Annotated in this window: 20 protein-coding genes and 1 pseudogene; 8 read left to right on the top strand and 13 right to left on the bottom strand. The window is 43.3% G+C overall.

Annotated elements, in window-relative coordinates; all coding sequences use genetic code 11:
- The 3 genes from QT973_RS18780 to QT973_RS18790 all read left to right on the top strand — a co-directional run.
- On the top strand, positions 1 to 987 hold a 987-nt coding region (locus QT973_RS18780; RefSeq protein ID WP_333391932.1), incomplete at its 5' end, for an Hsp70 family protein.
- A gap of 108 nt (positions 988 to 1,095) precedes the next feature.
- A complete protein-coding gene (locus tag QT973_RS18785; RefSeq protein WP_333052749.1) occupies positions 1,096 to 1,953 on the top strand; it encodes a bifunctional class I SAM-dependent methyltransferase/HIT family protein in 858 nt (285 codons plus the stop codon).
- A gap of 188 nt (positions 1,954 to 2,141) precedes the next feature.
- Positions 2,142 to 2,711 (top strand): hypothetical protein, encoded by a 570-nt coding sequence (locus QT973_RS18790; protein WP_333052751.1) that lies wholly within the window; start codon positions 2,142 to 2,144, stop codon positions 2,709 to 2,711.
- A 91-nt stretch (positions 2,712 to 2,802) separates the two neighbouring features.
- Here the strand turns inward: QT973_RS18790 and QT973_RS18795 are convergent, their stop codons facing one another.
- From QT973_RS18795 to QT973_RS18810, 4 genes are read right to left on the bottom strand one after another with little or no spacing between them, the layout of a single operon-like run.
- Complete coding sequence (locus QT973_RS18795) at positions 2,803 to 3,159, bottom strand: GNAT family N-acetyltransferase (RefSeq protein WP_333052753.1); 357 nt, start codon at positions 3,157 to 3,159, stop codon at positions 2,803 to 2,805.
- Positions 3,143 to 3,385: a hypothetical protein gene (locus QT973_RS18800; RefSeq protein ID WP_333052754.1), complete on the bottom strand. Its 243-nt coding sequence runs from the start codon at positions 3,383 to 3,385 to the stop codon at positions 3,143 to 3,145. Before QT973_RS18800 ends, QT973_RS18795 begins: the two co-directional genes overlap by 17 nt.
- Positions 3,366 to 3,644, bottom strand: a complete 279-nt coding sequence (locus QT973_RS18805; RefSeq protein ID WP_333052755.1) for a BrnT family toxin — start codon at positions 3,642 to 3,644, stop codon at positions 3,366 to 3,368. Before QT973_RS18805 ends, QT973_RS18800 begins: the two co-directional genes overlap by 20 nt.
- A gap of 37 nt (positions 3,645 to 3,681) precedes the next feature.
- Positions 3,682 to 3,804 carry a hypothetical protein gene (locus QT973_RS18810; RefSeq protein WP_333052756.1) on the bottom strand — a complete coding sequence of 41 codons (123 nt, stop codon included), beginning with the start codon at positions 3,802 to 3,804 and terminating at the stop codon, positions 3,682 to 3,684.
- Between the two features lie 126 nt (positions 3,805 to 3,930).
- On the opposite strand from QT973_RS18810, the gene ilvA reads away from it, so the two are divergent.
- From ilvA to QT973_RS18825, 3 genes are all read left to right on the top strand, one after another.
- On the top strand, positions 3,931 to 5,463 hold the full coding sequence (gene ilvA / locus QT973_RS18815; RefSeq protein ID WP_333210570.1) for a threonine ammonia-lyase, biosynthetic: 1,533 nt from the start codon (positions 3,931 to 3,933) through the stop codon (positions 5,461 to 5,463).
- 86 nt (positions 5,464 to 5,549) lie between these two features.
- Entirely contained in the window at positions 5,550 to 5,741 is a 192-nt protein-coding gene (locus tag QT973_RS18820) for a hypothetical protein (protein WP_333337711.1), read from the top strand.
- A gap of 50 nt (positions 5,742 to 5,791) precedes the next feature.
- On the top strand, positions 5,792 to 6,355 hold the full coding sequence (locus QT973_RS18825; RefSeq protein WP_445243086.1) for a Uma2 family endonuclease: 564 nt from the start codon (positions 5,792 to 5,794) through the stop codon (positions 6,353 to 6,355).
- Positions 6,356 to 6,362: 7 nt separating this feature from the next.
- Here QT973_RS18825 and QT973_RS27090 read toward each other — a convergent pair.
- The 5 genes and pseudogenes from QT973_RS27090 to QT973_RS18850 all read right to left on the bottom strand — a co-directional run.
- Positions 6,363 to 6,467, bottom strand: a pseudogene (locus tag QT973_RS27090) (Rpn family recombination-promoting nuclease/putative transposase); the annotation flags it as partial.
- A 150-nt stretch (positions 6,468 to 6,617) separates the two neighbouring features.
- The gene (locus tag QT973_RS18835) at positions 6,618 to 7,283 is read right to left on the bottom strand and encodes a hypothetical protein (RefSeq protein WP_333391936.1); all 666 of its coding nucleotides are present in this window, start codon (positions 7,281 to 7,283) and stop codon (positions 6,618 to 6,620) included.
- 66 nt (positions 7,284 to 7,349) lie between these two features.
- Positions 7,350 to 7,742: a hypothetical protein gene (locus tag QT973_RS18840; protein WP_333391938.1), complete on the bottom strand. Its 393-nt coding sequence runs from the start codon at positions 7,740 to 7,742 to the stop codon at positions 7,350 to 7,352.
- A gap of 5 nt (positions 7,743 to 7,747) precedes the next feature.
- Positions 7,748 to 8,557: a hypothetical protein gene (locus tag QT973_RS18845; RefSeq protein WP_333391940.1), complete on the bottom strand. Its 810-nt coding sequence runs from the start codon at positions 8,555 to 8,557 to the stop codon at positions 7,748 to 7,750.
- Positions 8,554 to 9,417, bottom strand: coding sequence for an ABC transporter ATP-binding protein (locus QT973_RS18850; protein ID WP_333391942.1), 864 nt, complete (start codon positions 9,415 to 9,417; stop codon positions 8,554 to 8,556). Before QT973_RS18850 ends, QT973_RS18845 begins: the two co-directional genes overlap by 4 nt.
- 291 nt (positions 9,418 to 9,708) lie before the next feature.
- Between QT973_RS18850 and QT973_RS18855 the strand changes: the two genes are divergently transcribed.
- On the top strand, positions 9,709 to 10,224 hold the full coding sequence (locus QT973_RS18855; RefSeq protein WP_333391967.1) for a hypothetical protein: 516 nt from the start codon (positions 9,709 to 9,711) through the stop codon (positions 10,222 to 10,224).
- A gap of 25 nt (positions 10,225 to 10,249) precedes the next feature.
- Here the strand turns inward: QT973_RS18855 and QT973_RS18860 are convergent, their stop codons facing one another.
- From QT973_RS18860 to QT973_RS18875, 4 genes are all read right to left on the bottom strand, one after another.
- Positions 10,250 to 10,552: a type II toxin-antitoxin system RelE/ParE family toxin gene (locus tag QT973_RS18860; RefSeq protein WP_333391943.1), complete on the bottom strand. Its 303-nt coding sequence runs from the start codon at positions 10,550 to 10,552 to the stop codon at positions 10,250 to 10,252.
- Positions 10,549 to 10,815: a type II toxin-antitoxin system ParD family antitoxin gene (locus QT973_RS18865; RefSeq protein WP_333391945.1), complete on the bottom strand. Its 267-nt coding sequence runs from the start codon at positions 10,813 to 10,815 to the stop codon at positions 10,549 to 10,551. The genes QT973_RS18860 and QT973_RS18865 overlap by 4 nt, the downstream gene beginning before the upstream one ends.
- A 350-nt stretch (positions 10,816 to 11,165) precedes the next feature.
- Positions 11,166 to 12,026 carry a DUF6920 family protein gene (locus QT973_RS18870; protein WP_333391947.1) on the bottom strand — a complete coding sequence of 287 codons (861 nt, stop codon included), beginning with the start codon at positions 12,024 to 12,026 and terminating at the stop codon, positions 11,166 to 11,168.
- A 46-nt stretch (positions 12,027 to 12,072) separates the two neighbouring features.
- Positions 12,073 to 12,447, bottom strand: a complete 375-nt coding sequence (locus QT973_RS18875; RefSeq protein ID WP_333204390.1) for a DUF1257 domain-containing protein — start codon at positions 12,445 to 12,447, stop codon at positions 12,073 to 12,075.
- Between the two features lie 381 nt (positions 12,448 to 12,828).
- Here QT973_RS18875 and QT973_RS18880 point away from each other — a divergent pair, with 381 nt between their 5' ends.
- Entirely contained in the window at positions 12,829 to 14,019 is a 1,191-nt protein-coding gene (locus tag QT973_RS18880; protein WP_333391949.1) for a WD40 repeat domain-containing protein, read from the top strand.
- The last annotated feature ends 244 nt before the right edge of the window (positions 14,020 to 14,263 follow it).

A 14,263-nucleotide genomic window follows, 5' to 3' on the forward strand; every position in this document is an offset into this window, starting at 1 on the left:
AATCTTGCTCCCCCCCTTACCAAGGGGGGGCTGGGGGGGGTACGTGCCGAAGTATTGGCAAAATCCGATGCTTATGTCGGCGGCGAAGATATTGACATCTGGATTGTCGAAGATTATTTGCGGCAAATTGGTTCGTCGCGGGCAGAAGTCGGCCCCGTTGGCTGGCAAAATTTATTAGAAATAGCGGAAAAATTAAAAATTCAAGTTTCTCAAGTTAATGAGGCGAAGGAAAGCTGGTTTGACGATGAAAATTTTATGTCTTACGACTTGCAGCTAAACCGAGACAAGCTTGAGGAAATTCTGGAATCTAGGCAGTTGTTAGAACAGTTGCGGGAAGCTTTAGATGAAGTGCTGAGTATTGCACTGGGAAAAGGTATCGGCAAAGCAGATATCGAACAGGTTTTGCTGGTAGGAGGAACTTCTTTAATCCCGGCTGTATCTAATTTAGTGGTTTCGTATTTTGGGCGGCAAAAAGTCCAAAGAGACAAGCCTTTTGAAGCTGTGGCGCACGGTGCTTTAGCCTTGACACAATTAGCGAGTGTTGACGATTATTTGCGCCACAGCTATGCAATTCGCCTCTGGGAACCTTATGCTAAAGCTTATGCTTATTCGCCGATATTTAGCAAGGAAATGAAGTATCCCTGTCAAAGTTATGAAGAGTTGACGCTGCAAGTGGCTATTGAAGGACAAAGGGAAATTCGGTTAGATATTGGCGAAGTTGCGGAGGTATCGCAAGCGGAGGTTATTTTTAACGAAAAAGGGCAAATGACGAGCAGTTGGCTCAACAAACAGACGGATTTTCGCTCTCTGGAAAGCCACCACCAGCAGGTTTGTGTGGCGCATTTGGATCCGCCTGGGGTATTGGGAATTGACAGGGTTTCGGTGAGTTTTGAGGTGGATGAGAGGCGGGTTTTGTTGGCGACGGTGCGGGATTTGGTGACTGGTAAGGTGTTGGTGGAAAAAGGGGCGATCGCCAAACTGCAATAATGATAAAATTTTAGATAACATTCGGATCTTGAAATCGGTACTACACAAACTCTCGTCCGGATGGTGCGCGGACTGAAAAATATCGATTAAAATCAAATTTATGCCGCCATGAAAAAGCAACAAAATAAATTCAGCCACCTGACGGCAATCGAAAGAATTTATCTGTCATTTCCAGCCAGATTTTTATTAGATAAAAACTTGCTGCAAGGGAAAATCTTAGATTTTGGGTGCGGCTTCGGCAGCGATGTGAGATTGTTGCAGCAAAAAGGCTTAGATATTGCGGGTTATGACCCTTATTATTTCCCGGAATTACCCAAAGATAAATTCGACACAATCATTTGCTTTTATGTTTTGAATGTTTTGTTTCCTGAAGAACAAGCTAATGTCCTGATGGAAGTGTCGCACCTGTTGAAACCGGGAGGGAATGCGTATTTTGCGGTGAGAAGGGATATCAAAAAAGAAGGCTTTCGAGAACATTATGTTCACAAAAAACCTACATATCAGTGCATTGTCAAACTTCCATTTAAGCCAGTTCACCTAGATGAGTATTGCGAAATTTACAAATACGTGCATTACAATCACCAAAGAAATTCTACTAATAACTGCATATTTTGCAATCCTTACAAAAACCTAATTTTGCTAACTGAATCAGCAACAGCTTATGCGATGTTTGACGGTTATCCAGCCAGCAAAGGTCATGTTTTAATCATCCCAAAACGTCATGTCGCCAATTATTTTGAACTGCCGTTTCGAGAGCAATCGGCTTGCTGGTTTATGGCTAACAAGGTACAAGAGATGTTAAGTAAAGAGTTTCAGCCAGACGGTTTTAATGTGGGAATCAATATTAATAAACAGGCTGGTCAAAGTCGCAGTCACGCTGCTATTCATGTTATCCCGCGTTACAAGGGCGATGCGGCTGGGAATAAAGGGGGAATTAGGTATGTGATTCCGAAGAGTGAAAAATAAAAGTTAGCCAATTGTGAAAGGAATTCTTTTTTACCGCAGAGGCGCAGAGAACACAGAGGAATAGAGAAGAGAGGGATTCATAATTTTTGTAATGATTGTTATATTTGAGCAAACGGCGAGCAAAATAGAGTTAAAATGTGTTTGCAAGGTCTAAAACTACACATTAGCAGTAATTTGGTGTTCTGTTTATGTCTAAGCGCAAAAAGCAAGAATGGCTCAAGGAAACCCTAGAACTCAAAGAAGACCACAATTGGAAGTCAAAGCCTGGAACTCGAATTTTTGTAGCAGGAAGAGGTGCAGTCCGCTTTGATGTGCCGGAAGATTGGCATTTTGAACCGGATACTAAGTCGTTCCGATTTACGGATAAAAAGCCGCCGGATGATGATTGTCGTTTGGAGGTTTCGTTTAATTTGCTACCACCTGGTAACTGGGCAGATTTTCCGCTGGTGCCGCTATTACAGAAGGTGGTTGAAGATGAGACGCGAAATCCGATCGCTTTTGGGGAAATTATCCAATTGAAGCGGCAAACTGCCCGCGTTGTTTGGACGGAATTTAAGTTTATCGACCCTCCAGAACAGCGGGAAGCTTATTCGCGAATCTGTATTGGGTTGGGTTCTAATGTTCAGTGTTTGATTACTTTTGATTACTGGGTTGACGATGCTGAACGTTTGACTCCTGTCTGGGATACGGTGATGGATTCGTTAGTTCTGGGTTTGTTTATTAGCGACCCTCGAACGGGGTTCGCACGTCCCGATTAGACCGATTTTCTGGAAAACTTTCAACAACTAATTTTGCTAAGTGTTGAATTGGCAAGCCACCTGTCAGTAAATTTAGAACCAACATTAAACTTTACAACCGCTTTGCCATGAAAATATCTGGCTTGCCAATTCCGTTGGCGTCGGGCATCACTCCCACGATCGCAAAACCCATTTTTTGATAAAATTCGTAGGGATGACCGCGCAAATTTCTAATTTTGGCGATGTGTTCCCAAACGTTAGGATAAAGATCGATGCCTGAAAGAGTTGTTTGATTGTCTTCGTCGTCTGTACCTACCCACAGCACGATCCCTCCCCGGTTTTTAGCTTCTGTTGCTAAATCAGCTACGAGCGATCGACCAATTCCTTGTCCCCGAAATTCTGTTCTCACTACCAGCGGGTGCAGTTCCCAAACATTACCGTATTTTAGGACTTTAAACTGTATCCCCACTACTTGCTTGAGGCATCGCTTCAATCAGTGCCCGAAGCACCTTGTTGACTGCCTCTGGTGTTGAGAAAATCCGGGCAATATCCTCATCCAAAACAACGACTGTCATTTGTTGCTTTCCACTACGATTTGCAAAACGGTTGGGTTTGGCTTTTTTGTAGTCGAAGCGGTACTCTGACAAAAGGTCATCTTCCGAGTTTGAAGATTCATTAAAAGGCGTTTTCTTCATAGTCTTCACGCTCCTTTCTAGTGGCTATACGGGCACTAATGATACGGATTGTATTTGCACGTTCAGTATAGCTGACTAGCAGCAACTGATTGTTTTGAGAGTGACCGATGATAATTTCACGGCGCTCATTTTGTGAATGTTTTTCATCATCAAAAATTACGGCAAGCGGATTGTAGAAAACTGTCTTTGCTTCTTCAAAATTTACACCGTGTTTGTTGAGATTGATAGCTGCTTTGATTTCGTCCCATTCAAATTCCATACCCTGATTGTATGTTTTATATATTTTCGCGCTTTTGCTATCTAACGCTGCTTTTATTGTAATCGTACTCCACCTGAGTGCGACTCAACTTCCCCGCTGACTCGACGAAATAAGTTCGATCGCGCGTTTTCAGTATTTTCCCAAACGGAAAAGTTATCATTGATAACTTCCGTGAAGCGAAGCTATCCCGCAGGGAATCGCCCGTTAGTGAAGCTTGCAGCTATTCGATCGCCAATTCCCCGCAAAATACTAACACAAGTGCCCTACAATTATCCCACCATCCGGCATCAACCAACCTGCTAACCCCATGCTTTGCGATTACCTAGTACAAATCCTCACCGCCCGCGTCTACGATGTTGCTCAAGAAACACCCCTCGAAGTAGCCCCCAATCTATCAGCACGGCTCAACAATAAACTTTTGCTGAAGCGAGAGGATATGCAGTCGGTGTTTTCCTTCAAACTGCGAGGTGCGTACAACAAAATGGCGCAACTGTCGCCGGATTTGCTAGCACAAGGTGTCATTGCAGCTTCCGCCGGCAACCACGCCCAAGGAGTCGCCCTCGCCGCCCGCCACCTAGGAACTCGCGCGATCATAGTCATGCCCGTAACGACGCCGCAGGTGAAGGTAAATGCGGTGATAGCCCGTGGTGGAGAGGTAGTCTTGCATGGGGATACCTACGATGATGCTTACGCTTTTGCGCGTCAATTAGAGGGCGAAAAAGGTATGACTTTTATTCACCCTTTTGATGATCCCTACGTAATTGCTGGACAGGGTACGATCGGCATGGAAATTCTGCGGCAACATCAAAAACCAATTCACGCGATTTTTGTGGCAATTGGGGGCGGTGGATTGATTTCGGGAATTGGGGCTTATGTCAAGCGGTTGCGGCCGGAAATTAAGATTATTGGCGTCGAACCAGTGGATTCCGATGCAATGAATCAATCGCTGAAAGCGGGTAAACGGGTGCGTTTGTCGCAGGTGGGTTTATTTGCTGACGGCGTTGCTGTGCGGGAAGTGGGGGAGGAAACTTTTCGGTTGTGTCAGGAGTATGTGGATGAGATTATTTTGGTGCATACGGATGATGTTTGCGCGGCGATTAAGGATGTTTTTGAAGATACGCGATCGATCTTAGAACCTGCAGGCGCTTTGGCGATCGCAGGTGCGAAAGCTTACGTCGAACGCGAACAAATCGCAGGAGAAACATTAATTGCTGTTGCTTGCGGCGCGAACATGAATTTCGATCGCCTGCGTTTTGTAGCAGAAAGAGCCGAGTTTGGCGAACACCGCGAAGCCATTTTTGCAGTCACAATTCCCGAACAAGCTGGCAGTCTCCGCAGGTTTTGCGAATGTCTGGGCAAACGCAATTTAACTGAATTTAGCTATCGAATTGCGGATGAAAAAGAAGCACATATTTTTATCGGCGTGCAAATTGAAAACCGTGCCGATGCGGTGAAGATAGCCGCAAGTTTTGAAGATTGTGGCTTCAAGACTTTGGATTTAACTGATGATGAATTAACGAAATTGCACGTGCGGCATATGGTGGGCGGGCGTTCGATGCTGGCCAATCATGAATTGTTTTATCGCTTTGAATTTCCCGAACGTCCGGGTGCGTTGATGAAGTTTGTCGGTTCGATGAGTCCTAACTGGAATATCAGTGTTTTTCACTATCGAAATAACGGCGCAGATTACGGGCGAATTGTGGTGGGAATTCAGGTGCCGCCCGATGAGATGCAGGAATGGCAGGCTTTTTTGGATACGCTGGGCTATCAGTATGGGGATGAGAGTCAAAATCCGGCTTATAAGTTGTTTTTGAGGTAGGGTTTTTTGGGAAAGCTGGTCGAGTTCTGACAGATGTACTCAACACCTATAGCATTAGCCAAAACAAATTGGCGATCGCAATGGGTGTGCGAAGTTCTGTTGTCTATCGTTGGTTTAATGAGTTGATAGATCCAACGGTCAACACGCTTGTGAAGATGGTTGTGGCGTTAAAGTTGCTCGATATAGATGCAGCGCGGGAGTTTGTGCAGTGCTATTTGGGTGAGATTTTGGAGGGTGAGGGTGAGGGTGAGGTCGATCGGTCTACAAACATAGAATAGACTTAATGATAAAATTATGGCAGAGTGGCAATGACACCGAATTCAAAGCGATGACAGCAGCACTTCCCATTTCTCTCACTCTCGAAGCTTTCCTCAAACTACCGGAAACTCAACCTGCGAGTGAATTTATTAACGGACGCATTCACCAAAAGAGTATGCCTCAAGGCAAACATTCTCGTTTGCAACTCAAGTTTTGCAACGCTGTTAATCTAGTTGCGGAAACAGAACGAATTGCTCTTGCTTTTCCCGAATTGCGCTGTACTTTTGGCGGGCGTTCTATTGTACCTGATGCTACAGTATTTGCTTGGGATAGAATCACTTTTGAAGCGGATGGCGAAGTTCCGAATTCCTTTGAAATTCATCCCGACTGGACAGTAGAAATTTTATCCCCTGACCAGAAAGCAACTAAGGTGATTAGTAATATTTTACACTGTTTGAAATACGGGACTGAGCTCGGATGGTTAATCGATCCAGAGGAACGGTTTATTTTAGCATTTATTCCCGGACGAGAACCAGTTGAGTTAACGGGACAAGATCGGTTGCCCGTGCCCAGTTTTTTAACATTAGATTTGACAGTGGAGCAGGTTTTTGGGTGGCTGAAAGCAGGTGGATAACTTGGCTCTAATTTCGAGCAGATCGCAAATTCCGCACATCCTCAATAGTGAGTCCGGTTGTTTGACCGATCGTTGCATCATCCAGGCGATCGAGCAATTGCCGCGCGATCGCATCTTAGTTGCGATCGCGCGGCGGTATGATATTCCTAATGTTGAAACGATTTGGTAGTTGCGGGCGATCGCACTTTTGTCTGGTAAGGGCGATCGCTAAAAACCTACACCGCCTAAAACTTGCTATAATAATGATTCTTAGAAACTTAGCCTAGTCTTCTGCTTCCCCGTCCAAGATTTTGACTAATAATTCATAAGCAAGAATAGAAATATCTTTTCCTTGGTTTGTCGCTTTTTGAAAAATTTTTGCTGAGTCTTTGGGGCTAAGATTGACAGTAATAGTACCAAGATTGCCTTCCCCAGTCACAATAGAAACATCAGGAAGAATAGAAATATCTTTTCCTTGGTTGGCAGCTTTTTGAAAAATTTTTGCTGAGTCTTCGGGGCTAAGATTTATGGTAACAGTCCCAGGATTGCCTTCCACAGCAACTATAGGAACATCTTTTTCCTGTCTGGCAGTTTCTTGCACTGGTTTTGCTGAGGCGTCGGGGCTAAGATTAACAGTAACAGTGTCAGGAGTCGTTTCTCTATTCTTCTTGTTTTGATTATTGTGACTTACTTCAGTTATTCTTGAAGAAACCACAAACCCTGCAACTCCTAACCCTAGCATTGCTAGAGAACTACCAATAATATATTGAGCTTGGTTAGTATTGATTGGCGAAGGTACTATGACTTCAACACCAGGAATCCCACTTACTATAGTTGGAGCTTTTGGTGGTTCTTGAGCGCGAGCTAACTTCATCAAGCCAAATGCGAAGAACAAGACACTCAACACTATAACTCCTACACTCAGAATTTTAAAAAGCGTCTTTTTCATTTTTATTGTCTCCTCTTTGATTAAATTATGGTGAATTGGAGAAAAATAATCATTGCTTTGTCTGCTTTAACAATGATTTTCACGAAAACGATTGATTCTCTTTTGAACTTCTGGTACTGGCTGCCATTGATCGTTAATTGACTTCCTTACCATTTCAGGTTGTTTTTCTATATGAACATCTCTACAATTTGGATCTTCTGTTTTGAAGGTAAGCTCACCAGTATAGCGTCCTTTTAATGAATTGTCAGGATCAGGTTTGGTATGAGGTGATATATAAGAGATTGCTTTGTCAAAAATAATTTCTATCGTTGGTCCAACTACTGTTTTAAGTAAAGCATCTCCTAAATAAACCTCTAATTTGAAGAACAGTTCAGTAGTAACAGGGTTACATCCAACTAGCAGAGGGATAAATAAAAAGATAACCCACCAATTTGTTTTTCTCTGTTTTTTGTATTGCATGATAATTAACTCCTTGTACTCTCATTTGGTAAAATGTCCGAAATTTCAACTGAACTATATTTCAGTTTACTCAATATATGGAAGCCTAGGAAAAGCAAACCTAAAATACCTGCTATTCCAAAATGATATAAATTCTCTGAATTTAGCAGAGCAAACGGATGCGTGTAAGGAAAAAATCTGATATATTGGCTATGGAATAAGCCACCTATACTTATTTTTAACAAGTATAGAAAAAAGGGTAAAAATGAAGCAACAACGGCGATTACCCTTTTTGAAAAATAGTCAAATACGAGGTCAAAATCTAAGAATGCAATCATACCTCCTGCGAAGATAATATAACTAAATAAACCCAAAACATCTAACAGTAAATTGGCGGAGTAAATATGATGATAGAAGGAAGTTACTAACACCCAAATTAGCCCTAAAAAACCCAGCCAAACTCCATAAGCAATTACCCAGATTGCTCTAGCAGCAGCAATCTCCCAAGGAAAGCAAGGAGTAAGCCGCAGCCAGAGTAACTGGCTTACTGAAAAACTATCCCCTAAAGGTAGCAATAACCGAAGAAGTACATCAAGGGCTATATAAATCCAAGCCCATGAAAACAATTCATGGATAAAATTTATATAAACTGTTTCTCTAGCTCCCTGATATCCCTCTAAAGGGATATTAAAAAATGTTAGTTGTTCTCCATCCCAACTAAAAGGCAATGTTGCAATAATTATTCCTCCTACTAATAAAATTAGCAAATGATATGACTTGAGCAATTTTATTATTTCTGGCTTAACCATCACCCATGCCTTGTTTAAATCGATCATAAACTTTCCCTCTTTTGGAGAACCCCTGTCATCTGGAATTTATGGATTGAGGAATCTGTAAAGATGTCTTCCAAAGCTTGAAAAGCCCCATCTTTGGAGAGATTAAAATATTTTTTAGCCTCGGAGTTAATAGAATCAGTCTCTATTTGACAATCAAAACCTTGACGCTCTTGTTCATGTAATTTCCCTTGAAATAGCTCATAAACTTTATCGGTTAATCTAGCGACTTCATCGCGTCGGTGGGAAATCCATAAAATCCCTGCTTGATGACAATTGGCAAGTCGTTGAACTTCTGACAATACAATTTTTTTTCCTTCTTTATCTAATCCTTCTGTTGCTTCATCGGCAATTAGTAACTGTGGTTTCTTAGCCAAAGCTAAAAATGCCATCAGTCTAATCCGTTGTCCTTTTGATAGCTTGCTAACATCAGATTCATAAAAGCTAGGAATTTGTAGCCGTTGCTCAATTTCAAGGTAAGATAAGTCTTTTAGCTCCTTTTGTTGCTGACATAGAGACTTAAAAATTTGCACAAGCTCTTTAACTAAAATTCCCGTTGGCAAGCCTAACTCTCCAGGGTAATAAGAGGGATCACCTATGTAGCCTAGCTGGGGGTAATTATTGCCCCATAAAACTTTCCTTCCAAATAAATTTACTGTTCCGTTGTTAGGAAAGCATAATCCTAGCAATAGTTTGATAATTGTAGATTTACCGCAGCCATTTTCTCCAATCAGACCAATATTCTCACCCGGAAACAAGCTTAATGAAACATTATCTAAAAGCTGATTCTGGCTGTTAGCATAGCTAAATGTAACATTTTTTAACTCAAATAATGGCTGTTGGCTTAGAGGTGAGTCAGTCAAAAAATTTGGTTGCATCAATACTGTTTACTCGCTAAATGTATATTGCTCACAGACTCTACCAAAATCCTACAAAATGGTGAAGTAGCAGATTTTTGGGCGACTTACAGAGTTAAACTTTGAGATTGAATATTAAAACACTGTTCCTACAGTAGACCGATCGCACAAAAAATGTAAAGTAAAAAAAGTGGGAAAAAGTTGGAACTTCCTAAAATTCGGATGCGAAGCTCAAAAAGTTGGAAAAAGTTGGAAAAAGTTTGGTATAGTAACCATACCTATCTCACCATCCCACCTATGGACAGTCCTCAGATATTGCAATTTGTCGATGAAGCTGTCTATACCAACACAGGTAAACGTCTAAATAACTTGCAGCGAAAAATTATTTCGGGAATACTGAAGCGTCAAAGATATGCTGACGTGGCAGAAACTCATGATTATAGCTCCCAGCACGTTAAAAAGGCTAGTCACGAGCTTTTGCAAATGTTATCTGAAGTGTTTGGCGAACAAGTAAAAAAAAGTAATCTTGAATCCGTTATAGAAAGACAGATAAATCAGAATATAAATCTTGGTAATAATACTACTATTAAAAATAGTAGCCATATTAGCTACATTAACAACTGTTCTAATTCCTCTACTCCTACGCCAGATATAAGTCAGCCGGAAATTCCAGACTTGCAGGAGGAAAGCAAAAATCAAACTAAAATTGAAACAATTGATAAATTACGGCAGTTTGGCTTGAGCGACGAACAAATTGCAGAAGCGCTAGATCTACCTTTAGAGCAGGTTAAACAGGTGGACTTGGAGGATTAAGTCTGCGCTCTTTACGATCTCAATGTCACGGTTCTTGTTCATCAAATAGGGATGCTATATCTCGGCGACCGCTAACTACACGAAGAATCTCAATGCCATCATCTAAAAGTTGGTAGAAGATGATGTAGCCATCCAAACGCAGACCTCGCAAGTTGGGACTTATTTCTATATAAGTCCTCCCTAAATTAGGAAAGTTAACTAATTGTTGGCAGCGACGCGAAAAATCTTGAAAAAAGCGCTCACCTGCTTCGATGTTGTTGGTAGTGAAATAATCAGCAATTTCGTTGAGGTCTTGGCTGGCCAAAACGTTTATGAGATAGCGTTTCATTGTTGAATCTCGCGCGCTTGCCGGAAACGATCCAAAATCCCTGCGACGAAGGTTTCGCCATCAATCGGCGGAGTATGTTCGGACATGGCAACAGCAGCATCTATCTTAACTCGTACAGAATCGATCCATTCGCCATCGGCGCGATCGTACTCATCTAACAATCGCAAAGCAACTTCCAGCACTTCTTCGGCAGAACCATATTTACCAGTTTGCAGTTTAGTTTGGATGAATATCTCTTGGGTTTTCGTCAGAGTAATGCTCATAGTATGGATTTACTCGTTTGTTTTAATTATATCGCATCAGTCCTCGAAACCAGCGATCGGCAAAATCTGGATTTCGCGCTCGATACCAATCTCAGATCGATCTGAGATTGGTATCGAGCGCAGCCTCATCTTTTCACTTATCCTACAACTAGCAATTCATTAAACTTATTTTTAAAATCTGACGATACCGTCAACGGCTTGTAAACCTCACCTTCATAGAGTTTCCAGACATATCCCAAACTGAACGCTCGAAAAGCTGGAGGCGAACCAATCGCTTGCCAAATATTATCAGATTGTTCCCATGAAATAGGGGAGAAAATCTCAGACTCACCCTACAACACAAACTAGAATCATCGTGCAAACTCATAGGCAATATTCGTGATGCGGCCGCGCCAGTAGGGCAATAGCGAGCCATCAGGCAGTTGCCACGCCACCTCACCGGAGAGCGGAATCCGCATACCGTCTCGCAACTCGTAGTCCCAGAAACGGCCTTGCCAGGGCGCAAACAGCAGCCCGCCGTTAACTGTACGGGCGCGGGCCTCGGCGCGGATACTGGCGATTAGCCCTGCTTCATCAAAGCGGAAATCCAGGGAAACAGTAGTGTCGCCATCCTGTAGCGTTGCTCTGGCCGAAGAATTGTCGATCGCCTCCCAGCGAACACCCTGACTCGGCAGCAGTCTCGTCGGATACCAAGCCGCCTCCGCGAAAAAGCGCATCAGTTCGCCTTGTGCAGCTTCTGGAGTGCCGCGGATATCCGCCAGAGTCACCAGGCCCAGCAGCGCTGCATGGAGGATGCCTTCGCCAGAAATGTAGGCATCATGAACAAACGCATTGATACCGGGCATCATGGCAATTCGCCCCTCCCAGTCAAAGCCAGGGCGCTGAGTAATTACCAATTGAGTTGAGGTGAAGGCGCTCCATTTTTCTGCGGTTTCGCTCATGTTAAACGTGCCTTCGTGGGAAACCCGCGCTGCTGCAATTAGCGGTTGTCCATCCTTCATCACCGCGCGAAAGTAGCGCTGCACGGGCTGGGGTAAATCGGCGATTTCCCGCGCATCAAATGTGAGAGGTTTAATCGGCGATCGCGCAGCTTCCAGAGTGGCTCGCAGTTCCTTGGTACCCAGATGCCAGCGGTATGTTCCAAGGGCGATCGCGGCAACAATGCCAACTACAAGCGCCAGGATAATTAGTACGATCGCCGATCGCCACATGGTGATTCCTCTTGGTAGGTAAAAACGAGCTAATCAAGCGCGAGTCTTAAACCCATCTACCCACTACAACTCTCAGCGTTCCATCTGCCAAAGTTTCCTCTTCTTCAACATGAAAACCCTCTGACTGCACCGCCGCCATCAAACTTTTGCGCGCGTATTTTTGACTGATTGAATTGACAAATTCCTGCTGATTAATTCGAGCGCCCCAAAAATCCGCTACCAATTCGTAATCCTCTCCGTTGCGGCGAAAACCCAAATCGTAACCATTGGATTGCCGAATCACGTACTCGGCATTAGTTTTGTCACCCCGATAACCCCGTACCTGCACATTGGACTCTACTTGATAACCCAACTCTTCCAACACTTGATGCAGCAGTTCGCCGTTCTTGATCTGAACCTTGATCGTTGTGAAGTGTGACATATCACTTTCGGATTTTTGTGTGAAACGCTGATTTGATTATAATACTATAAACTGCAACAGTCAATAAGTTAGAACTTGCGATCTTAAACGAGGTTTGAGCGTCACCGAAAGCAGCCAGGTTACAAGCCCCCGGATTCATCTGTGCAGAAATTCACAACAGAGTATCCGATAACAATTCCCCCGATTTATCCGTGAGTTCGCTTTTTTCAATCCTCCAATTCTTCAATCTAAAATCTAAAATCGTATGATAGCCGATAATTGTAAGCAACCTAAACAATACGATATATCCGACAACAATTCCCCCGATTGATCCGTGAGTTCGCTTTCTTCAATCCTCCAATTCTTCAAATCTAAAATCCAAAATCTAAAATCTAAAATCGTATGATGCCCGACAATTCTAACCAACCCAGAGAATATGATGCCGTCCTCGGCGGTCAAAGTCAAATCCCGATCGCCGCCGCTGTTTTGGGAGGCATCGCCGGAGTCAAGCAGCGCTTCAACAGTCCTAGTATCGAGGCTCGGATTGCCGCTGTTAAAGATGCTCCTAAATACGGAGGCGCTGGTTTAAATTTAGCAATTGAGGCGCTGCTTGACCCCGCAGCAGAAGTGCAGCGAGTTGCTTATTTAATTTTGCGATCGAGGACAGAACCTCTAGTCCGCCAAGCTTTAAAAGACTTCGTGCCTTACAAGCTTTTTGACTGTATCCGCACTGTCAAAACTGGGACAAATGTTGCGATTAGTCCCGGAGGTGATCGCACGGCGAGTTTGCACGGCAAAATAATTAGAATTTGCGATGTAGATACAGGAGAAATACTCTATACTGTTGACAAGTATCCCCGCGCTCAAGAAACTTTTGTCCTTTGCCAAGAAAGCGAAGTTTTTGTGAGAAGCAGAAATACTCCGAAACATCGTGCGATTGAAATTTGGCAAGGAGGAGAATTGCGGCATACTTCCCTCGGACATGAAGCGGAAATTAGCGCAATTGTCATCAGTCCCGACAGTCAAGTTATCGCCAGCGGTTCGGCAGATACTACAATCAAAATTTGGAATTTAGAGACGGGAAAGTTAATCTGTACTTTTGGCAATCTTTTAACTTGGGGAGCTCATAAAGCAGGAATTGTTAGTCTTGCTTTTAGCCCGATCGCACAAACTCTCGCTAGCAGCAGTTCTGACGGTACAATTAAACTGTGGAACCTCCGCAGCAGAGAATGCTTTCAAACAATTAAAGGTTACGCGAATTGTCTGGCTTTCAGCCCAGACGGGCAGACTTTGGCTACTGGCGGCTGGGACAGAAACATTCAACTGCGGCAGCTATCGAATCCAGATACTTCAATCACTTTGGCCGGGCATTTTAACTCGATAAATGCGATCGCCTTTAGTCCCGACGGACTCACTGTTGTCAGTGCTAGTGCCGATGGTAATATCAAATTTTGGAATGCCAGTACCGGCGAACATATTCATACTCTCAGCGGACATCAAAACTCTGTTACTTGTCTTACTTTTAGCAGCGATGGTGAAACTATTATCAGTGGCAGTATCGACAAAACTGTCAAAATTTGGGGAATTAATTGAAGGAAGTTCGGCAACGGATTATGTAGCGCATGGAAGAAAGAGGGAAGAGGGAAAAAGGAAGAAGGCAGAAAGAAGAAGGAAGAAGGCAGAGGCGATACGCATGGGACAAGTGCAATTAAGGAATGAGAATTAAATAACTTCCACAAGTTTGTGGGATGGGCGTCCCGCCCATCCCACAATAACAATTAAAATTGTAAGTTATTTAATTCGCGATCCTAAGCGCGTCCTAACGGTCGGGCGCGCT

This window comes from Microcoleus sp. Z1_A1 (assembly GCF_036700305.1).
In the GTDB taxonomy this organism is placed as follows: Bacteria; Cyanobacteriota; Cyanobacteriia; order Cyanobacteriales; family Microcoleaceae; genus Microcoleus.

Bases quoted from the DNA above. Each gene is read 5' to 3' on its own strand.
- QT973_RS18785 (WP_333052749.1), top strand. From the start codon at position 1,096: ATGAAAAAGCAACAAAATAAATTCAGCCACCTGACGGCAATCGAAAGA.
- QT973_RS18790 (WP_333052751.1), top strand. From the start codon at position 2,142: ATGTCTAAGCGCAAAAAGCAAGAATGGCTCAAGGAAACCCTAGAACTC.
- QT973_RS18800 (WP_333052754.1), bottom strand. From the start codon at position 3,385: ATGAAGAAAACGCCTTTTAATGAATCTTCAAACTCGGAAGATGACCTT.
- QT973_RS18805 (WP_333052755.1), bottom strand. From the start codon at position 3,644: ATGGAATTTGAATGGGACGAAATCAAAGCAGCTATCAATCTCAACAAA.
- QT973_RS18810 (WP_333052756.1), bottom strand. From the start codon at position 3,804: ATGATAACTTTTCCGTTTGGGAAAATACTGAAAACGCGCGATCGAACT.
- QT973_RS18825 (WP_445243086.1), top strand. From the start codon at position 5,792: ATGACAGCAGCACTTCCCATTTCTCTCACTCTCGAAGCTTTCCTCAAA.
- QT973_RS18835 (WP_333391936.1), bottom strand. From the start codon at position 7,283: ATGAAAAAGACGCTTTTTAAAATTCTGAGTGTAGGAGTTATAGTGTTG.
- QT973_RS18840 (WP_333391938.1), bottom strand. From the start codon at position 7,742: ATGCAATACAAAAAACAGAGAAAAACAAATTGGTGGGTTATCTTTTTA.
- QT973_RS18845 (WP_333391940.1), bottom strand. From the start codon at position 8,557: ATGATCGATTTAAACAAGGCATGGGTGATGGTTAAGCCAGAAATAATA.
- QT973_RS18855 (WP_333391967.1), top strand. From the start codon at position 9,709: ATGGACAGTCCTCAGATATTGCAATTTGTCGATGAAGCTGTCTATACC.
- QT973_RS18860 (WP_333391943.1), bottom strand. From the start codon at position 10,552: ATGAAACGCTATCTCATAAACGTTTTGGCCAGCCAAGACCTCAACGAA.
- QT973_RS18865 (WP_333391945.1), bottom strand. From the start codon at position 10,815: ATGAGCATTACTCTGACGAAAACCCAAGAGATATTCATCCAAACTAAA.
- QT973_RS18870 (WP_333391947.1), bottom strand. From the start codon at position 12,026: ATGTGGCGATCGGCGATCGTACTAATTATCCTGGCGCTTGTAGTTGGC.
- QT973_RS18875 (WP_333204390.1), bottom strand. From the start codon at position 12,447: ATGTCACACTTCACAACGATCAAGGTTCAGATCAAGAACGGCGAACTG.
- QT973_RS18880 (WP_333391949.1), top strand. From the start codon at position 12,829: ATGATGCCCGACAATTCTAACCAACCCAGAGAATATGATGCCGTCCTC.